At 72.2% G+C, this 18,921-nt stretch carries 13 protein-coding genes; 6 read left to right on the top strand and 7 right to left on the bottom strand.

The genetic code is table 11. The features are described from left to right. The first annotated feature begins 341 nt into the window (after nucleotides 1-341). The 3 genes from EV385_RS14070 to EV385_RS14060 are packed head-to-tail and all read left to right on the top strand — an operon-like array spanning nucleotide 342 to nucleotide 4,577. Nucleotides 342-2,867, top strand: a complete 2,526-nt coding sequence (locus EV385_RS14070) for a putative bifunctional diguanylate cyclase/phosphodiesterase (protein ID WP_130509882.1) — start codon at nucleotides 342-344, stop codon at nucleotides 2,865-2,867. Next, the gene (locus EV385_RS14065) at nucleotides 2,864-4,135 is read left to right on the top strand and encodes a glycosyltransferase 87 family protein (protein ID WP_130509881.1); all 1,272 of its coding nucleotides are present in this window, start codon (nucleotides 2,864-2,866) and stop codon (nucleotides 4,133-4,135) included. Before EV385_RS14070 ends, EV385_RS14065 begins: the two co-directional genes overlap by 4 nt. Nucleotide 4,136: 1 nt before the next feature. Beyond that, nucleotides 4,137-4,577, top strand: a complete 441-nt coding sequence (locus EV385_RS14060) for a TFIIB-type zinc ribbon-containing protein (RefSeq protein WP_130509880.1) — start codon at nucleotides 4,137-4,139, stop codon at nucleotides 4,575-4,577. A gap of 145 nt (nucleotides 4,578-4,722) precedes the next feature. Here the strand turns inward: EV385_RS14060 and EV385_RS14055 are convergent, their stop codons facing one another. After that, nucleotides 4,723-7,452 carry a replicative DNA helicase gene (locus EV385_RS14055; protein ID WP_207229826.1) on the bottom strand — a complete coding sequence of 910 codons (2,730 nt, stop codon included), beginning with the start codon at nucleotides 7,450-7,452 and terminating at the stop codon, nucleotides 4,723-4,725. Between the two features lie 625 nt (nucleotides 7,453-8,077). Between EV385_RS14055 and EV385_RS14050 the strand changes: the two genes are divergently transcribed. Further along, complete coding sequence (locus EV385_RS14050) at nucleotides 8,078-11,023, top strand: hypothetical protein (RefSeq protein ID WP_130509879.1); 2,946 nt, start codon at nucleotides 8,078-8,080, stop codon at nucleotides 11,021-11,023. A 68-nt stretch (nucleotides 11,024-11,091) separates the two neighbouring features. On the opposite strand, the gene rplI is transcribed toward EV385_RS14050, so the two are convergent. The 5 genes from rplI to EV385_RS14025 form a co-directional block, all read right to left on the bottom strand. Next, complete coding sequence (gene rplI / locus EV385_RS14045) at nucleotides 11,092-11,541, bottom strand: 50S ribosomal protein L9 (protein ID WP_130509878.1); 450 nt, start codon at nucleotides 11,539-11,541, stop codon at nucleotides 11,092-11,094. A 14-nt stretch (nucleotides 11,542-11,555) separates the two neighbouring features. Beyond that, entirely contained in the window at nucleotides 11,556-11,795 is a 240-nt protein-coding gene (gene rpsR, locus EV385_RS14040; protein ID WP_130509877.1) for a 30S ribosomal protein S18, read from the bottom strand. A 54-nt stretch (nucleotides 11,796-11,849) separates the two neighbouring features. Continuing rightward, nucleotides 11,850-12,395, bottom strand: coding sequence for a single-stranded DNA-binding protein (locus EV385_RS14035; RefSeq protein WP_130509876.1), 546 nt, complete (start codon nucleotides 12,393-12,395; stop codon nucleotides 11,850-11,852). Between the two features lie 77 nt (nucleotides 12,396-12,472). After that, nucleotides 12,473-12,763, bottom strand: coding sequence for a 30S ribosomal protein S6 (gene rpsF / locus EV385_RS14030; protein WP_106128737.1), 291 nt, complete (start codon nucleotides 12,761-12,763; stop codon nucleotides 12,473-12,475). A gap of 338 nt (nucleotides 12,764-13,101) precedes the next feature. Then, entirely contained in the window at nucleotides 13,102-14,067 is a 966-nt protein-coding gene (locus EV385_RS14025) for a hypothetical protein (RefSeq protein ID WP_130509875.1), read from the bottom strand. A 149-nt stretch (nucleotides 14,068-14,216) separates the two neighbouring features. On the opposite strand from EV385_RS14025, the gene EV385_RS14020 reads away from it, so the two are divergent. Then, nucleotides 14,217-14,993, top strand: a complete 777-nt coding sequence (locus EV385_RS14020; RefSeq protein ID WP_130509874.1) for a deoxyribonuclease IV — start codon at nucleotides 14,217-14,219, stop codon at nucleotides 14,991-14,993. Nucleotides 14,994-15,015: 22 nt separating this feature from the next. After that, complete coding sequence (locus EV385_RS14015; RefSeq protein ID WP_242624871.1) at nucleotides 15,016-17,271, top strand: hypothetical protein; 2,256 nt, start codon at nucleotides 15,016-15,018, stop codon at nucleotides 17,269-17,271. Nucleotides 17,272-17,362: 91 nt separating this feature from the next. Here EV385_RS14015 and EV385_RS14010 read toward each other — a convergent pair whose 3' ends face one another. Next, a complete protein-coding gene (locus EV385_RS14010) occupies nucleotides 17,363-18,865 on the bottom strand; it encodes a glycosyltransferase family 87 protein (protein ID WP_130509873.1) in 1,503 nt (500 codons plus the stop codon). Nucleotides 18,866-18,921: the final 56 nt, after the last annotated feature.

Raw genomic sequence — 18,921 nt, 5'->3', positions numbered from 1 at the left:
TCCGATTTTGACCCGTTTCCAGGATTGCGGTCAGTTCGCGTCCGAATGCGAGCGGTGACGACCCTTACTCACGATTCTCGTGTTCTGCGCATACCGGCACGAATCACTACCAAAACCACGCGGGCCCGCATAACGTTCCCTGCGTCGCGACACGAACCGGTACGTAGGGGGTTCAGGGGCCTGCGAAGCCCCTGACGGACGGCGAGGGAGACGGCCATGCGTGGCAGCAATGAATGGGGCTGACCGACCGTGCGCCTGCAGGCACACGCAGATACGCTGAGGTCTAGCCACGAGTGCCCACAGTGCCCGGTATCCGATGTGCTCGGTTATCAGGAAGTCGGATGCGATCCGCGAAGAGGCTTGACGACGACGTGACCGATCGACAGCTCCGGCTGTTCGTCGGTCTCGTCGTCGTGTTGGCGATGTTCGCCTCGGTCATCGACGCGACCCTGCCGATCCGGCGGCCTCCAGATTGGACCTGCGCCCTCATCCTCGTCGCGATCTGCGCCGCCACCGTGCTGGCCCACCGGCTGAGGGTGCACGTCCGGGTGCGCTCCAACACCGAGGGCGTCGCGTGGGCCGAGGTGCCGGTGCTCATCGGCCTCGTCCTGGCCCCCCTGCCATGGGTCGCCCTCGCGGCCGTTACGGGAGCCCTCATCGACAAGATGCTGCTCCGGCTGCCGCCGCGAAAGATCGCCTTTGGCGCGGCCAAGGAACTGCTGACCGCCACCGCCGCCGGCCTCGTCCTGCTGGCCTTCGGCGCCGGTCCCGACGCGACCGGCCCGCACTTCAACCCGGTGGCCATCACCCTCGCGTTCTGCGCCATGGTGCTCGTCGACGACCTGGTGTTCCTGCCGCTCATGGCGATCGTGCAGCGATCGTCGATCATCCGGGTCGCCCGGGTGAATCTCGACGTCAAGCTCGTCGGGCACGTCTTCCGGCTCGCCGCGGTCCTGTGGGTCGTGGCCGTCCTGGCCTACCGCGGCGATCCGCTGCTCCTGCTGCTCGTCCCGCTCGTGATCAGCTGCGTGCACCTGTGGCACTCGCGGCGCGTCCGCACCCGCGTCGAACGCGAGTCCTGGCAGCGGCTGTCCCGCGCCATCGACGCCCTCAACGTCCCCGACCTCACCGAGGTGCTGCACCTGGCCTCGACCCGGGCGGCCCAGATCTTCTCCGCCGACGACGTGGAGATCGACCTGGCGGACCGCGGCGGCGACCGGGTAGTGCGCGGGGTCGAGCGCGGCGTCACCTTCGACGGCCCCGCCACCGGGTCCACCTCGGACGGCAACCTCATCACGGCCGAGTTGAAGACCGCCGACGGCAGCTACCAGGCGGGCGAGCTGCGGCTGCGCTTCCGCGACCGGGTCAAGTTCACCGAGTTCGAGCAGTACAAGCTGCGCACCTTCGCCTCGGCCCTGTGCACCGCGATCCGCAACGCGCAGGCGTACGCCGAACTCGCCCGGATCTCCGCCGAGAACGCCCACGCCGCCACCCACGACCCGCTCACCGGCCTACCCAACCGCCGCAAACTGTACGAACGCGCGAGCGCGAGCATCGCGGACGGCGCGGGCGACGGCATCCTGGCTCTCCTGCTCATCGACCTGAACCACTTCAAAGAGGTCAACGACACCCTCGGGCACGCGGCCGGCGACGCGGTCCTGCGCGAGGTGGGGCACCGGCTGCAGGACGCCGCCCACCCCGGTGACCTCGTGGCCCGGCTCGGCGGCGACGAGTTCGCGATCCTGCTGACCGGGCTGCCCGCCCCGGCCATGGCGGCACACCGCGCCGAGTCGATGCTCGCCCAACTCGACCGCACCATCGAGGTCGACGGCATGCAGCTCACCGTCGAGGCGGCCGGCGGCATCGCCCTCGCCCCCGGCACCGGCGGGGTCGAGGAGCTGATGCGCCGCGCCGACGTGGCCATGTACCAGGCGAAACGCTCCGGGCGGCGCACCGCCACGTACGCGCACGCCCGCGACACCGCCGACCTCGGCCGGCTGATGCTCGGCGGCGAACTACGCCGCGCCGTCGCCGAGCAGCAGTTCGTGGTCGACTTCCAGCCAATCGTCGACCTGGGCACCGGCGAAGTGATCTCCGCCGAGGCGCTGGCCCGGTGGCACCACCCGCAGCACGGCCACCTCACCCCCCTGGACTTCCTGGAGACCGTCGAACGCTCCGGCCAGCTCGCCGCCTTCGCGGACGCCGTACTCGACCAGTCACTCACCGCGTTCGGTGCCTGGCGGGAGGCGGGCTTCGACCTGCCCGTGGCGGTCAACGTGTCCCCGCGCAGCCTGCTCGACCCGCAGTTCCCGGCGGCCGTCCTGGCCCGCCTGCACAACCGCGCGGTCCCCGCCGACCGGCTCGTCCTCGAACTCGCCGAAACCCTCACCCTCAGCCAGCTCGAAGTCGTCGAACGCGCCCTGGGCGAGCTGCGCGACGCGGGCGTACGGCTGGCCCTCGACGACTTCGGCAGCGGGGTCTCGTCGCTGTCGGTGTTGTCACGCATACCGGTGCACGAACTGAAGATCGATCGAGAGTTCGTGCTAGCCGTGGAGACCTCCCCGGAGGCCGCGGCGGTCATCCGGTCCACCGTGGACCTCGCCCGCAGCCTCCAGCTCACGGTCGTCGCCGAAGGCGTGGAGAGCGAACCGCAGCGGCACGCCCTGTTCCGGCTGGGCTGCGTCGCCGGGCAAGGACACCTGTTCGCCCGGCCCATGGGCGCCGGGCGCCTGCTGGCGGCGCTGCGGCGCGGCTCCGGGGGCCGCCCCGGGGTACTGGCGGAGGCCCTGCACGAGACCGGCGCCGTGGTGCGCCTGCCCCGCCGCAGGGCCCACGGCAGATCGTCTCTGCCACACTTGCCCGCGTGATCATCGCCGCCCGCCGACTGCTGACGCGCGTCGACCGGGCCGCCGACGGCCTCGCCGGCGACCTCGCCCTGTACGCGGTGTCCGCCGTATTCGCCCTGGTCACCGCGCTGACCTCCACCCTGCTGCCGCATCGCGGCTGGGGCGCGATCGCGGTCTGGGCGTACCTGGCCGCCGCCGTTGTGGTGACCGCCCAGCTCGTCGCCCGGCGCCGGCCCGGTTTCGTGGCCCAGGGCGGGCGCGCCCCGCTGACGTGGCTGGCCTGGGCCGGGGTGGCGCTGCTGCCGCTGATCGTCGAGGCGGTGCAGCGGGCGGGTGGGCGGACCGACCGGGCGCAGGAGGAGGTGCTGGTCGTCGAGGAGATGGGGCGGCGGCTCCTGGGGAGCGGCACACCGTACCTGGGGCGGGACGCCATCGCGGCGCTGCCGGAGGGGGAGCGGCTGCTCGGGTACGCGCCGTACCAGCCGGGCATGGCCGTGTTCGGGCTGCCCCGGGCCGCCGTGGGGGCCGCCTGGTGGACCGATGCCCGGGTGTGGTTCGCGGTGGTCACCGCGGCCGCCCTGATCACCGCCGTCGCGCTGCTGCGGCACGCGGACCCGGCCGCACGGGTACGCGCCACCCAGTTCGCGACCGTGCTCCCGATCTGCGCCCTCACGCTGGCCACCGGCGGCGACGACCTGCCCGTACTCGCCCTGTGCCTGCTGGCCCTGGCCTGCTGCGCGACCGGCCGGTTCGGCGCGGCGGGCCTGGCGGTCGGGGCCGCCGCGGCGACCAAGCTGTTCGCGCTGCCCGTGGCCGCCGTACTCGTGGTGTTCGCGCTGGTCACCCGGAACGGCCGGCGCCTGCTGCCCGGGGCGGTCGGGCTGCCGCTGCTGGCGTTGCTGCCCGCGCTGCTGGTCGACGGGGACGCGCTGGCGGAGAACGTGCTGCGCTTCCCGCTCGGACACGGCCTGGTGCACAGCCCCGCCCAGTCGCCCTTCCCCGGCCAGCTCATCGCCGCGGGGCTGCCCGGCGGCCGCTACCTCGCGGCGGCGCTGCTCGGCGCGGCCGGTCTCACGATCGCGGTGCTGCTGCTGCGCCGTCCGCCGCGCACGGCCGCGACCGCGGCACTGTTCTGCGGGTACGGCCTGCTGGCCGCGATCCTGCTCATGCCGACCACCCGGTTCGGCTACCTGCTGTACCCGCTGGCGCTGCTGGCCTGGGCGCCGGCACTCAGGAAGTACTCAGCCACAACGGCGCCCCGCGATGACGCGGCCTTGTACCGTGTGTGAGATGCAGATGACCTGTCCGAAGTGTCACGGTGAGATGCGGCAGTACGAGCGCAGCGGGGTCACGATCGACCAGTGCACCGAATGCCGCGGCATCTTCCTCGACCGGGGCGAGCTGGAGAAGCTGTTCGAGGCCGAGGCCAACTGGAACAGCCGTCAGGCGGGCGCCCGGCCCCAGCAGCCGGGGCCGGGCCAGCACGGGGCCCCGCAGCCCGGTGCGTACGCCCCGCCTCCACCCCCGCCGGCCCACGGTGGCTACGCTCCGCCGCCCGCGCCCGGTCACCACGGTGGCGGCTACGCCCCACCGCCCCCGCCGGCTCCGTACGGTGCTCCGGCGGCGCACGGGTACCCGCCGGCCGCCCCCGTCTACGGCCACCACGGCCACTACCGGCATCACGGGCACTACCGGCGGCGCAAGAGCTTCCTGAACGAACTGTTCGACTGAGTCCCCGCTGGCTCACGCCCCGCTGATCGGCCGGGAATCAACCGGGGCCGCCTGTTCGGCAGGTGGCCCCGGTGAGGCGTGCTCCGCCGGGGCGCCTTCCTGGGCGCTACGCGGCCGCTTGGACGGCGCAGGCATGAGACCACCGTCAGACGATTGCCATGTCGACGAAGCGGGACAGGTGGAGCTGCGCGGCCACGGTCACCGTGTCGGTGGGCCCGTTCCGGTGCTTCGCGACAATGAAGTCGGCCTCCCCGGCGCGTGGCGACTCCTTGTCGTAGTAGTCGTCACGGTGCAGCAGAATGACAACGTCGGCATCCTGCTCGATCGAGTTGTGGGTCGCGATCCCGTTCGCGATGAAGTTGTGGGTACCGGCCACGGTCGCGTCGTACACGGGCTGGTCGCCGATGTATTCGATCGTCTTGATCTCGTCCCAGAAGACGTCGTTGGTGGCGTGCAGCTCCAGTTCCGCGCTGTCAAGAACCTCGGCGACACGCGCCAGGCGCCGGCGGCCGGGAGCGTGCCTCCACAACGTGCTGCCGCAGAACTGCGTGCCGATCGCTGCTGCAGACTCCCGATGGGACATGCCCTGGTCCAGGAGGATTCGCCGGACGTCGTCCCAGACGGCCTTCGGCACCGTGTCGACGTTGGTGTTGCTGCGGGAAGCTTCCAGCACGGCTCGCAGTTCTTCAGCCTGGCCGCCGCGGCGACCGAACACCCCGATCTCGCGAAGGAACCGAAGCTGATCGTCTCGTCCTGAGACATCCAGCGTGTACTGCGGCCGATGTCCGCTGACGGAAATCATCCGCACCCGCCCCACGATGCCGAAGCGCAGGAGGAGGCGGGAGATACCATCCAGCATCGGACGGCTGGTCGACGTGAAGTAGACCCGCCCCCCACGGCCCGCCGTGGTCACCGAGCCGCCCGTGGCCCACAGATGCCTCAGGAACAGCCTGACCTGCTCCTTCGGCAGCGCGAACAAGACCTCGGGTAGGAATTTCTCGTACGACCTCAGCCCGAACAGCCCCAGGCCATCGAGCCATTCGGCGATGGGGTTGCGGCGGCCTCGCGCCAGCGGGTACGGCGCCGGCAGACGCAGTGTGGTGACGCGGGCGGCAGCATGCTCGTCGCGAACTGCGGCGATACCGAAGTGCTTGGCCGCCGCGGTGACGGCGTTCAGATTCTCCTCGTCGACGCTCGCGTACCGGATCGGCTGCCGCTTAACGAATGAGCCGTCGCCGAGCAGGTGCGCCAGCATGACGAGCCGATCTTCCTCCCACGGTCGGAGCACCAACGGTGGGGAAACGTGACGGGGGATGGCGAGGCGTTCGCCCGGTGTCAGCTCACCGAGCGGCCGCCACCCGGAGTAGGTGAGGAACGGATGATTGGGCGTTGCCTCGATCTCCCGCCCCGACGTCGTGGTGAGCTTGAAGACGGGCTTGTGACCGCTCGGAAAGACGTGCGTCATGGTCTGAGCGACATACTGCAACCGCTCGTTGAGCGCCCAGACCGGGACGTTTGTACTGCCCGACTCCAGCAACTCGCCGAGTGTGACCTCACTGTTGTCGTCGGCGCGCATGATCCTGGTGCCAGCGGTCAAGCAGCCACTTTCTCGCAGATCGGACAATTGGGGCCGCTTGTCGGTACGTTGCTCCGGGCCACGGTTCAGCTGGCTCACCGCGATCACCGGGCATTCGACCTCCTTGGCCAGCAGCTTGAGGCCACGCGACAGGTCCGCGACCTCCTGCTGTCGGCTCTCGGTGCGCTTCGGTGAGGTCATGAGCTGCAGATAGTCGACGACGATCAGCTTGAGGTCGTGACGCTGCTTGAGCCGACGGGCCTTGGCCCGGATCTCCATCAGATTCATGCTCGGCGTGTCGTCGACGAAGATCGGAGCCTCACTGATCTCGCCCATGCGCCGGGCCAGCTTCGTCCAGTCGTCGTCGGAGAGCTGGCCGGAACGCAGGACGTGCAGCGGCACCCGCGCCTCGGCGGACAGCAGCCGCATCACGATCTCGATCTTGCTCATTTCCAGCGAGAAGATGGCGCTGGCGCAGTTCGCGCGGATCGCGGCGTTACGGGCGAAGTCCATCGAAGCAGTTGACTTGCCCAAGCCCGGCCGGCCCGCGACGATGATCAGCTGGCCGGGGTGCAGGCCGTTGAGCAGCCGGTCCAGGTCGGAGAACCCGGTCGGCACGCCGGTCATCATCCCGTTGGTGGCGCCGACCGCCTCGATCTCGTCCAGGGTCGGCTGGAGCATGTCGGCGAGTACCGCGAAGTCCTCGCTGACCCGGCGCTCGGTGACGTCGTACACCGCCTGCTGGGCCAGGTCGACGATGTCGTCGACGTCGCGCCCGCCCGTACCGCCGGTGCCGTACCCGAGCTGGACGATCTTCGTACCGGCCTCGACGAGGCGGCGCAGGACGGCGCGCTCGGAGACGATCCGGGCGTAGTAGGACGCGTTGGCGGCCGTCGGCACGCTCTCGATCAGGGTGTGCAGGTAGGGCACCCCGCCGACGCGCTGCAGGTCGCCGGAGTCGGCCAGGGCCGCGGCGACCGTGATGCCGTCGGCCGGCTCGCCCCGGCCGTACAGATCGAGAATGGTGTCGAAGACCGTGGCGTGTACGGGCCGGTAGAAGTCGTGGGCCTTGAGGATCTCGACGACGTCGGCGATCGCGTCCTTGGACAGCAGCATGCCGCCGAGGACGCTCTGTTCGGCCGCGATGTCCTGGGGCGGTGACTTGTCGAAGCCGCCGCTCGGGGCGCCGTCGCGCGGCGGACCGCCGCCACCCGGAGGGCCCGCACCCGCGCCCGCGGGGGAGCGGCCGCCGGGTGGGGACGGGCGGGAGTCCGGTCGCGCGTCGTCGGTGACCGACACTACGGACCTCCCCCAGCTCGCCGTTCGCGCCGTCGTGATCGAACACCCGGGGTCTGACATTTTCCGGCTGCCCGGCCCGGTCGTTCCGGGGAATTCTCCACGGGGCGCCGGGCGCGGCGCGGTAACCATACGGACCCGCGCGCCGCCCGCCCAAGCCGTGCGGTGGACGGCCCTCGGGACAACCTGTGGACAGGCCGACCCTGCCTGTGCGCGGGCCTGTGCACAGCCTGTGTACAACGGCTGGGGACGCTCGCCGGAAGGGTTCCTGACGTGCGATTTCGCCGTCCCCATGGTGTGGAGGGGAAAAAGGTGGGTGGGACTTGCCCGGCTCGCCGAGCCAGGCGGCCGGCCTCCGGAACACGCTGTTAGCTGCGGCACGGGGTCCGCTTTCGGAGGCCCCGGACAGCGATGACTGCCTTGCGTGACCAAGCCGTCGCGTCAGGGCGTTGCGGTTCGGCCGCGCGGACGGCACCCTTTTGACGTGGACCAACGGGAGTGGGACTACGGCGCCCGCCTGCCGCGAGACAGGCACGCGCCGGAGTCGTGGTCCCCCACAACCGGTCCGGAAAATCCCGAATCAGATGATACGTCCCCGAAATGGGGTTCTGTCACTGACACCGGCAGCATGGAGCCCATCCCCGAGGCCGTCGCCTGGTCACGCCGCGCGGACCAGTGGGCGCAGCAGGCGAACCTGCCCGCGACCACGGCCGACCAGAACGGGCAATGGCAGTCGGTGAGCCGCTGGTCCGAGGTGGTGCCGACGACCCGCTCCGGATATCCCGCCGACGGCGTCGGCTGGCGTACGGAAACCGCCGAGTGGCAGGCCACGACCGAGACCGCGCGCTGGCGGCAGACGACCGAGTGGCGCTCCACGTCCGGCACCCACGGCTGGCGATCCACCACCGAGGCCTGGCAGACCGGCAGCGCGGGGGCGGCCGGTCTGCCGCCGCAGGTCGCGCCGCCGGCCACCGGCCAGCGCGCGATTTCGAGTACGGCATGGCAGTCCCCGGGCGCGGACGACCCCACCGGCGGCCCGGACATCCGGCAGGCCCCGGCCGACAACGGCAACGGCGCGCCGGACGCATCGGCGTCGCCGAACGCGCCATGGCAGCAGAGCGCCGACACCCGCCCGGCGTGGCAGCAGTTCGCGACGCCGTCGCCGCCGTGGCAGCCCGGCGCCAGCGCGCCATGGCAGCAGCCGACCACCACCCCCCGCTGGGAGCAGGGCTCCCCGGCCACCCCGCCGTGGGAACAGGCTGCCCCGGCCGGTCCGCCGTGGGACCAGGGCGCCGCGAGCACACCACCGTGGCAGCAAGGCTCGGACCGGCCGGCGCCGAGCACCCCGGCGTGGCAGCAACTCGTCGAGCCGGGGCCCTCGTGGCAACAGCCACGCGAGGACCCGCCCGGCCGGCGGGAACCGCACTCCGGTGGCTGGTCCCGGGCCGATGGCACCCCCGTGCGCGACCCGGACAGTACGGCGAGCTGGCAGCGCGCTGACGCGACGCCGAGCTGGCAGGAGCCCGGATCCGCCCCCGGCCGGCAGTCTGCCGGGGCGGCTCCGGGCTGGACCGCGCCCGCCGAGCCGACGGCGTCCCCGGGTTCCTGGTCGCGGCCCGCGCCCTACGACTCCGGTCGCCACCTGGTACGCGACGACGACCGGGAGCGCTGGCGGCGGGAGTCCGCCGCCGGCGCCACCGGCCTGGCCGACCAGTCGGGCCGCCGCCGCACCCCGGAAGGCGGTACGGGCTGGTCGACCCGTTCGGAGGCGGACAACTGGGCCGGGCATACCGACACGGGCACCATGCCCGCGTTCACCGATCCCGGACAGTCGACGTCCCGTGGCTGGCGCACGGACCCGGAACAGTCCACCTCGCGCGGCTGGAGCACGAACCAGGAGCCGTGGAGCGGCGCGGACCCGGAACAGTCCAGTTCACGGCTGCGCCGCGCCGAGCCGGAACGGCCGCCGTCGCGCAGCCGACGGGCCGAGCCGGAGCCGGAGGCGCCGAGCTGGCGTGCCGACCTGGCCACCCCGGACCGGCGCTTCGAGGACGACGACTGGCGTCGCGACCCCGACACGGGCCAGTGGAGCCGGTTCGAGGACGACGACTCCGTGGGGGGGCGCGACCGGGAGCCACGGGAACGGCGCCCACGCCGTGACCCCGGACCGCCCTCGGATCCGTGGGCGGACGGCGCCGCCGAAACCAGCGTCATACCGCTGCCGTGGCAGCCGCAGGAGTCACGCGCCGACGGCCGCCGCCCGGCTCCGGACGCCACTCGCCGTGGGTACGAGTACGAACCCGACCCTTCGAACGACCAGCGCGGGTACGCCACCGAACTCCCGAGCCGCCGACGCGGGTACGGGCCGGCAGCCCCCGCGGAGGGGCGTGGCTACGAGCCGGAGCCGGACGATCGTCCCGGCTGGCGCGACGAGCCGCGCCGGGGCACCCGGGCGGGCGAATGGCGCGACGAGTCCCTGCGCGCCAGCCGCACCGGGGAGTGGCGCGACGAGCCGCGCCGGGAGGCACGTACCGGCGAATGGCGCGACGAGCCACGCGGCGGGCGGCGCCGAGCCGGTGACGACGACGACGATGACGACCGCCGGGCGGCCGACAGCGGCGGAACCGACACACCACTGGACCCTGAGGCCTGGCGGCGCGATGCCGAGCCGAACCCGGAGCGCGACAACTGGCGGATGACCCGCCTGGAGGACGCACCGACCCAGGCGTGGCGGCAGGAACTGCAGGCGGAACTCCGCGCGGAACAGCGCCCCTCGCCCGGCGACGCCGCCACCGAGATCCGGGGCATGAACCCGGGCCCGGCCAGCACCGGCGGCTGGGAGCAGCCGGGGCGCGGCGCCGCGAGCTACCGCGACGGCAGCACGGGCGACTGGCGGCGCGAACTGGCGGCGCAGGGCGGCGCGGACGTCACCCAGCCCCGCCGCTCGTCCCAGAACCCGCCCGGCCCCACGGCCGGCAAGGCGTCCGTGCCGGTGGCGCGTCCGGGTGCCGCCCGGCTGACGGACAACGGCGGCGGAGGGCAGGCGGGAACGCCCGCGCGCGCCGAGTCCCGTGAGCCGATGCTCGTCGGCGCCCGGTCGGGTGGCCGTTGGCAGGATCCGCCGGACACCCAGTGGCCGCCGCGCCCGGCGACCGGGTACGAGAGCGCGGCGACCGGCTCGTACGAGCGCCGTGCTGTCGGCGGCCTCGCGGCCGTGTCGGAGCGGCGGCAGACGAACCTGCTGGAGCCCGACGAGGACGAGATCGAGGAGGACACCGGCGGCCCGCTGGCGGCGGTGGGCTACACCGTCGTCTGGTACGGCGTCCCCGTCGTGCTGTTCGTCCTCGCCATGCTGGTGCTCAACGGCAGCCAGCAGGCGCACGCCTTCGGCACGCTCCTCAACGCCGCTCCCCAGTTCGCGCTGTCGCTGGTGCTCAGCATGGGCGTGGCGGTGGGTCTGCGCCGGGCCAGCGGCTCGTGGAAGGCGGCCAGCGTCGGCCTGGCCGCGGCGGTGGTGGGCGGCGGCGTCGCCACGGTGCTGACCTCCGCAATCACCGGCAATTCCCTGAGCTGACGCGCGGGCGCCCGGGAAACACGGAAAGGCGCACCGGATGCACCGGTGCGCCTTTCGCGGTGTGCCTGCTACTTGGCGGCGACCACGTTCACGGGGAACGTGGCGGTCACCTCGGGGTGGAGCTTGACCTGGACCTTGTAGGAGCCCGTGGTCTTGATGTGGCCGGGCAGCTCGAGGCGGCGCCGGTCCAGGGCCGGACCACCGGCGGCCTTGACCGCGTCGGCGATCTCGGCCGGGGTGATCGAGCCGAACAGGCGGCCGCCGTTGCCGGAGCGCGCCGACAGCGTGACCTTGAGGCCCTCCAGCTGGCCCTTGACCTCGTTGGCCTGGCCGAGGTCACGGATCTCGCGGGCCTCACGGGCCCGGCGGATGACCGCGACCTGCTTCTCGGCGCCCTTGGTCCAGGCGATCGCGAAGCCCTGCGGGAGCAGGTAGTTGCGGCCGTAGCCGTTCTTGACCTCGACGATGTCGCCCGGAGTGCCGAGACCCGACACCTCGTGAGTAAGGATGATCTTCATCTGGGTGCCTCCTCTCAGCGCGCCGAGGCCGTGTACGGCAGAAGCGCCATCTCGCGGGCGTTCTTGACCGCGCGGGCGATCTGCCGCTGCTGCTGCGAGGTCACACCGGTGACTCGCCGAGCACGGATCTTGCCCCGGTCCGAGATGAACTTCCGCAGTAGCTGGGTGTCCTTGTAGTCGATGTAGGTGATCCCCTCCTTGTCGAGCGGGTTCACCTTCTTCTTCGGCTTGCGCAGTGCCGCAGCCTTCGCCATTGCTCTTGCTCCTGATGTCATGTCGCGTGCCGGGCGGCCGGGCCGCCCCACCCGCTAGAAAGGTGGCTCGTCGTCGAAGTTGTTGCCGCCGCCGGAGCGGCCGCCGGAGGCCTGGGCAGGAGCAGGGGCAGCCGTGGCCCAGGGGTCGTCGAAGCCGCCGCCCCCACCGCCGTTGGACTGCTGCCGGTTGCCACCACCGCCGGAAGCGCCGAAGCCGCCCCCTCCGCCGCCGGAGCGCGCCATCTTCTGCACCTTCGCCGTGGCGTAGCGCAGCGACGGGCCGATCTCGTCGACCTCGAGCTCGATGACGGTGCGCTTCTCACCCTCGCGCGTCTCGTACGAGCGCTGGCGCAGCCGGCCCGTGACGATGACCCGGGCGCCGCGCTGGAGCGACTCGGCCACGTGCTCCGCGGCGTCGCGCCAGATGTTGCACGCCAGGAAGAGCGGCTCGCCGTCCTTCCATTCGCCGGAGGCACGGTCCAGGAACCGCGGCGTCGAGGCGACGCGGAACTTGGCGACCGCCGCACCGGACGGGGTGAAGCGCAGCTCAGGGTCGTCGGTCAGGTTCCCGATGACCGTGATGGTGGTGTCTCCTGCCATGACCTTCTCCTCGCGTCCTCGCGTTTGCTGGGATGAGACTCGCAGAGCCCTACGACAGAAACGACGAGGACGGTAAGTCAGCGCGTCTCGGGCCGGATGACCTTGGTACGCAGGATGGACTCGTTGAGGCGCAGCTGACGGTCCAGCTCGGCCACGGCCTCCGGCGTCGCCTGCAGGTCCACGACGGCGTAGATGCCCTCTGACTTCTTGTTGATCTCGAACGAGAGCCGGCGCCGGCCCCACACATCGAGCTTCTCCACCGAGCCACCCGCGGTACGGATCACGTTCAGGTACGTGTCGAGCGACGGGGCGACGGTGCGCTCCTCGAGACTGGGGTCGAGGATCACCATGAGTTCGTAATGACGCAAGACGTTCTCACCTCCTGTGGGCTTAAACGGCCACGGTCTCTCCGTGGCAGGAGGTCTTGCTGTCCGCCGCCGCATGACGTCGTGGTCGACCCACGACAACGCCGTGGAGCGCTGAGCTCACGGCGGTCACCCGGCGGACCGGGCCAGCATACCGGCGCGGACACCCGGCGCAAAAGCGGCCGGAAGAACCGGAACGGCCCCGTCCGGGTAGGGACGGGGCCGTTCGGGTGGGGAGCCGCGGGGCGTCCGGTCCGCTTTCGCTGGGTGGGACCTGGGGAGGAACGACCACACCGATGAGGTTGGACACAGCCGCCCCGCGGAGCTTTCTGACCGGGAGTCTACGCCATCATTGCCCGAGATGCACGTTGCGCCACGATTGCCCGAATCGCGCCGAAACCGACTCCACACACGCAGACCAGGGCGGTCAGCGCCAAGAGGCCGATCGGTGCCTCCTCCGGCACGGGCGGCAGCGCCGCCGCCTCGGCGTTCACCACCGCGGCCGGTCCCGCGGACGTCGTGACCGGGGCGGCGTCGGAGGTCGGCGGCGCCTCGACCGCGGTGACGGCGGTGGCCAGCGACCGGGTGCCGCCCGGCGGAAGCCCGGCGATCACGGGAGCGGCGGCGACCGTGTCCCTGCGGGTGGGGTTGCCCTGCGCCTGCGCACCGCCGCCACCGGCCGGCGCGATCACCGCCGTGGTCGGTGCCGTCGTGACCGGAACCGGTCGCGGCGCGGGCGGTCGCGGGGGGCGCGGCGGCACGGTCGGGGGCCGCTGCGGGCGGGTGGTCTGCGTCGAGGTGGGTGGCACGGACGAACCGGCGGAACTCGACGGCACACCCTGGCCGGGCGAGGTCTCGGTCACGGTCGGCGAGCCGGAGGGCAGCGGGGTCGGACCCGGCACGGTCGACGGCGGCGCCGACTGCGGCGTGGTCGGAGCGACGACCGGCGTCGACTCGTCGGTCAACGCGCACGTCGGGTCCTCCGCCGGCGACCGCATGGTCCGCGCGAACACCGCCTCGGTGGCGCGGTGCGCGGTGACGATCGGCGCACGATGCGTGCCACGCCCGGCGCCCGGGTGGGCGGTGCGCAACTCCTTGGCCCGGACCCGTTCGGCCCGGACCGTGACGACCTCCAGGTCCGGTGTGGACCTGCAGGCCAGTTCGAGGGTGTGTTCCCCGAGGGCGAAACCCTGGTGGCCGTCGGCGGACTGCCCCGCGCTGGCGTTCTCGCTCGTCAGCAGCGGGGCGCCGAGTAGCAGGCCACCCAGCGCCATCGCCGCCACCAGGTGTCGGAACTGACGCGACATGCACCCATCTCCCCGGCTCAGCCGGCCCGTACCGGCACATTGACCTGCGCAATCCCTCGGTTAACGAGACGTGCAGGAGCCCGGTGACGCACGGCGTCGCCGACCGGTGACATCCGGTTACGTCGTACCCCCGTCGTAGGCTTCGACCCATGCGCATCGGAGCCCATGTCGATCCCGGCGATCCCCTCGCCGAAGCGGCCGCCCGCAACGCGGACGCGGTGCAGTTCTTCCTCTCCGACCCACAGGGCTGGAAGGCGCCGGCCCCGCGCCCCGACGCCGAGGCCCTGCGCGCCGCGGACGTGGCGGTCTACATTCACGCGCCGTACATCGTGAATGTGGCCACCCTCAACAACCGGATCCGCATCCCCAGCCGCAAGTTGCTGCTGACCCATGCCCGCGCGGCGGCCGCGATCGGTGCGCGCGGCCTGATCGTGCACGGCGGCCACGTCGGCGACGGCGACGACCTCGCGGTCGGCGTCGACAACTGGCGCAAGACATTCGCGTACGCGGAAAAGGAGGGCGGCCTGCCGCTGCCCGTCCTGATCGAGAACACCGCGGGTGGCGAGCGCGCGATGGCCCGCCGCTTCGACAACCTCGCCCGCCTCTGGGATGCGATCGGCGAGTTCGGTGCGGGTTTCTGCCTGGACACGTGCCACGCCCACGCGGGCGGCGAGGAGCTGCTCGGCATCGTCGACCGGGTGAAGGCCATCACCGGTCGCATCGACCTGATCCACGCCAACGACTCGAAGGACCCGTTCGACTCGGGCCGCGACCGGCATGACAACCTCGGCAATGGCAGGATCGATCCGGACCTGGTGGTGGCCGTGATCCAGGCGGCCGGGGCACCCGTCATCGTCGAGACGCCCGGCGGCGCGGAGGGCCAGTCCGCCGACATCGCCCTTCTGCGCGAGCGGGCGGGCAGCTGACGCAGCGGCAGGAGGTGGTGGCGTGACAACCGACCGACCGCAGCTCAGCCCCGACTCACCGGCCAAGGCCGACGAGCCCGCCACCGTGCGAAAGCCCGAGACCGACACCAACGACACCGGATCGAACACTCTCGCGACCGGGCCCGACACCAGGGACGACGAAGCGACCACCACGGCGACCCAGCCGACCACCGGGGCTGCGGAGCCCGGGAAGGCCGGGCGCGGGGCGGCTGGTGCGGAGCCCACCGCCCGGTCACGGTCGTGGCGTGGCTGGCGGCGCAGGGGAAAGCCGGGGGCGACCCCGGAACCCGCCGCCCCCACGGACCTGCCGGTGACACCCGAGGCAGCGGCAACCACGACCGACAAGTCCGCGACCGGCACGTCCGCGACCGAGAAAGCCGCGACCGAGAAAGCCGCGACCGAAAAATCGGCCGCGGCGACGCAGCCGACGGACACCCCCGGCGAGGACCGCCGGGGATTGCCGGCTACCCGGCCCCCCGGCGCGCCCCCCGATCCGTGGACGGCGTTCGCCACCACCCCGGAGCGCGCCCCCGGCCGCCTCCGCCGCGCCGTCCGCGTCGTGGGCCGCGGCCTGATCCACGAGTACGCCCTGGCCGCTTACGCGTCCCTGCTCCTCGCGGTGGCGATGACCTGGCCGGCCCTGCGCTATCCACTACACACCCTCCCGCAGGACCTCTACGACCCGTCCCGCCAGGCGTGGCAGGTGTCCTGGGCGGGACACATCCTGCTGATCGACCCGGCCCGGCTCTGGCACGCGAACGCGTTCTTCCCGCTGCCGTACACCTTCGCGTTCGGCGACAGCCTGCTCGGCTATGCCCCCGCCGGCATGTTGGGCACCGGTCCCGAGGCCGCGGTGCTGCGCTACAACATCCTCTTCGTCCTGGCCCACGCGCTGCTGACGCTGGGCGGCTACGCGCTGGTCCGGCAGCTCGGCGCCCGGCGCACCGGCGCGGCGGTGGCGGCGGTCGCGTTCGCGTACGCGCCGTGGCGGCTCGGTCAGGAAGGCCACCTCGACGTCGTGTCGGTCGGCGCGATCCCGTTGGCGCTCGCGATGCTCGCCCGCGGCCACGGCTGGTCCCTGCGCTACGGTTTCCGCCCCGCCCGGCGGCGGGCCCGCTGGGCCGTCGCGGGCTGGTTGCTGGCCGCGTGGCAGATCAGTCTCGGTTTCGCGCAGGGCCTGCCGTTCGCGTACGTGCTCGCCCTGCTGGTGCTCGTCGTGCTGCTCGCGGTGCCGGTCCGTCGGCTGCGCCGCCGCGGCCAGGGTCCGGTGCTGGGGTGGCGGCTGCTCGTCACCGACCTGCTGGGGATGCTCGTCGTGGTCGGCGTGGGCCTGCTCATCGCGCTGCCCTACCTGCGCGTCGGCCAGACGGGGCCGGCTCTGACCGAGGTGCGGTTCTTTTCGCCGCCGGTACACAGCCTGCTGATCGGCCCGGCCGAGTCCCGGATCTGGGGTGCCGCGCACGCGGTCCCGCGCGCGGCGCTGCGCTGGCCCGCCGAGATGAGCCTGCTGCCCGGCTTCGTGCTGTACACCCTCGCCCTGGTCGGCCTGGTCTTCTCGATCTGGACGTGGCGTCAGCGCTTCGTCATGCTCGTCGCCCTCGCGGCCGCGGTGGTGCTGACGCTCGGCACCACTGTCTTCGACGGCCGCTGGACGTATCTGCCGCTGTTCGGGCACCTGCCCGGCTCGTTCGGGGTGCGGATCCCGGGCCGCCTCATGCTCTGGGTGACGCTGCTGCTGGCCGTGCTCGCGGCGGGCGCGGTCGACGAGTTCGTCCGGCGCGCGGAGCACCTGTCCGCGCAGCGGATGCCCCCGTGGCCGAGCCCGTGGCTGCGCGCGGCCACGCTCGTACCGCTGGCTCTGGTGCTGGTGGAGGGCTGGGGAGTCACCGCGCATCCGGTCGTTCCCACCCAACCCCGGGCGATGCGTACGGTCACCTCGTCAACCCTCGTGCTGCCCACCTCCACACTGGGCGATCAGACCGTCATGCTCTGGTCGACGTCGCGGTTCCAGCCGCTGGCCAACGGGGGCGGCGCGTTCGCCCCGGCGCACCAGGCGGAGCTGCGGCGCAACGCGGCCACGTTCCCGGATACGGCCAGCATCGCGTACCTGCGCGGGCTCGGCGTGCAGACCGTGCTGCTGCTGCGCTCGCAGGCGGCGGGTACCCCGTGGGAACGCGCGGGAGACGTGCCGGTCGATCCACTCGGGATCACCCGGGAGGACCTGGACGACAACACCGTCCTGTTCCGCATCCCCTGATCCGGGAGGCACCTAGTGCGGCGATCGGCTGGCCGGGCCCCCGCGGACGGCTCAGCCGAACGGTGGTCCGGTCAGTCCGGGACGGGTCCGGTCAGGCCGGGACGGGCATTTCGGGCGGCGTCGCGGGCCGCTCCGACTTCGGCCGCCGTAGCTGGGCCACCCACGGCGCGTCCGGGGCCCCGTCCAGCGGTCCGCCGTCCGGATCGTCCGCGTACGTGCTGCGGACGGCATCCCGCTCCGGCCGCCACATCTCCCGCACCACAAACCCGCACAGCACCGCCACGGTGATCAGGCGCAGCGCCGCCGCCAGCACGAACGTCCCCTCTGGAATGACCGGTTTGCCGCCCGCGCCGAGCAGTTCCGCATAGAACGCCGTGAAGTACCCGATCTCGGCGACGGTCCACGCGATCACGGCACCCCAGCGGGGGCGGGCCAGCACGACCAGCGGCAGCAGCCACAGCACGTACTGCTGGGACCAGACCTTGCTGAAGATGAGGAACGCCGCGACGACGAGGAACGCGACCTGCGCGACGCGCGGGCGCCGCGGCGCCAGCATGCACACCACGGTGATGGCCAGGCAGCTGAGCCCGAACAGGGCGTACGTCACCCAGTTCAGGGCGGGTACGTGATCGCTGAGCCACTGGAACGGGCCCTGGTCCCCGGGAGTGCCGGTGTTCCATTTGCCGTCGAGGTACCGCCCGACGTACCAGAGCGTGCCCCAGTCGACGGGGCGCTCGGTGTTGAGTTCGAAGAACCGGTTCCAGCTCTCCCGATAGGCCAGGAACACCGGGAGGTTGGCGATCGCCCAGGCGGCGGCGGCCGTACCGATGGCGGTGAACGCGGCTCGCAGCCGGGCGGAGCGCAGCCCCAGGACGAGGATCGGGCCGAGGATGAACAGCGGCCACAGTTTCGCGGCGCCGCCGAGGCCGAGCAGGATCCCGGCGAGCGCGGGCCGGCGCCGCGCCCACGCGTACAGGCCGAACATGGCCAGGCCGATGGCGAGGAAGTCCCAGTTGACCGTGGCGGTCACGAACAGGATCGGCGACAGCGCGAAGATCGCGGCGTCCCAGGGTCTGCGGCGCCGCAGGGCGAGGAGCACCGCGGCCGTGGCGACGGCCAGTGCGCAGAGTACGACCGCGTTGACGTTGTAGAACCACTTGCCCTGGTTGATGCCGGGGTACTCCTGGCCGAGCGCGTGCACCGGCAGCCCCAGCACCCCCATGAAGTAGCCCGTGACCACCGGGTACTCGACCGCATGGTCCCGGTACGGCACCTTGCCCTGGTTGAGTCCCTCGGCGTAGTAGAGCGCCAGCACGTCGGTGTAGCAGAACCGGGTGTACTGGATGTTCTTCTGCCAGTCGCCGTCCTGGCACGGCGACTTCTGCACCCAGTGCAGTGCCAGGGTGAGGCAGGTCAGGGCGAGGACGATCCGCGCCGCCGTCCAGAATCGGTTCGGCCGATCCTCGGGCGGTACGGCGTGCCCGCCGAGTGGCCCGCCGATCGCCTCGGAGAGCCCACGCACGAAGCCGTCCGAGGAGGCGGGGTGGTCCTGCGACTCAGGCCGTTCGATGTCGCGGGCCGACTGGGTGCTCATGGCATGGAATCATGCCGCATCCGGCCGCCCTTTCCCCGAAGGGGACAGAGCGCGCC

Origin of the sequence: Krasilnikovia cinnamomea, from assembly GCF_004217545.1 — a bacterium.
GTDB classification, from domain to species: domain Bacteria; phylum Actinomycetota; class Actinomycetes; order Mycobacteriales; family Micromonosporaceae; genus Actinoplanes; species Actinoplanes cinnamomeus.
This window is presented reverse-complemented; position numbering and strand designations above follow the sequence as displayed.